Source organism: Microcystis sp. T1-4, from assembly GCF_000297435.1.
In the GTDB taxonomy this organism is placed as follows: domain Bacteria; phylum Cyanobacteriota; class Cyanobacteriia; order Cyanobacteriales; family Microcystaceae; genus Microcystis.
Genome location: NZ_CAIP01000263.1, coordinates 1 through 927, shown reverse-complemented (window position 1 = coordinate 927; position 927 = coordinate 1). Strand labels below are relative to the sequence as shown.

General features: G+C 45.6%; 1 protein-coding gene. It reads right to left on the bottom strand.

The window, feature by feature from the left end; translation table 11 throughout:
- Window positions 1-143: 143 nt before the first annotated feature.
- Window positions 144-927, bottom strand: a 784-nt coding sequence (locus MICAI_RS15840; RefSeq protein WP_232306218.1) for a hypothetical protein, incomplete at its 5' end; no start/stop codon positions are given.

The window sequence follows — 927 nt, the reverse complement described above, 5'->3', positions numbered from 1 at the left end:
CTCAACTGGGACCACAAAGGCTGCATCGCACTTAGACTCACAGTTTCAATCAATGTGCATGGTGCGTTCCCCAAAAATCTATTGGTGGAGCGGTAGAAGTTGCATTTGGGGAACGCACCCTACAAGATTGCGATCGCAGTGCGTTATACCTTAGCTCTTCGCAGACGCAGTTCTCTGTAACTCTTCCCATCGAACTCCATGACGCAGGCTCGATCAAAAGAGCTTAGATACTCATTATTCATCAACTGCTCATGCGGGCGAAGCATACTTGCGCCGACGCTGCCATCTAAGACAAGTAAAAGCAATGCCTCATCAAATCCATCACGCCATTTCAGAATATTCCGTTCTTTGTCGTCAAGCGCATTCTGTATTAGTTCGTCTGTTGTTTCACCGACCCAAAAGCTATATATGTAACTCCAATGAGGGGGGTGATCCCCTTCAAGTCGCATTACGCGAACATAGTCGATTTCTTCAGGCCAATCCGGCCCCCACAACTTTTCAGCACGCAAGGTGAAATAATCTCCAATTTTAGGATCATACTTCTCAACCAATTTCACTAGCATCTCAGCTATTTTTCTTTCTCGCCTTGCGATCAGGTCAGCATCACGATAACTGCTAAAGGATACCTGGACATCAATCCATTTGTCGCTACGCCTTGAATGAATGTGGGAACAAGTTTTAACTACAGATTCATATATGCCACGACGCTTACGGTCGCGACTGCCAGACCCCTCTTTCTCGTCATTGAATAGATTCCTGATTTCGATTCCAATCGTAATAGAATCAATTCTTGCTATGATATCGGGTCTTTCCAGGTGATCTGGCACGTGCAGTTCTGCGTAGTGGCTCAATCCTCCTGCATCACGAAATAGCTTGACTACGTTTAGCTCGTAAAGTTTTTGGCTTTCTCTGGTCATGGCTCTAATC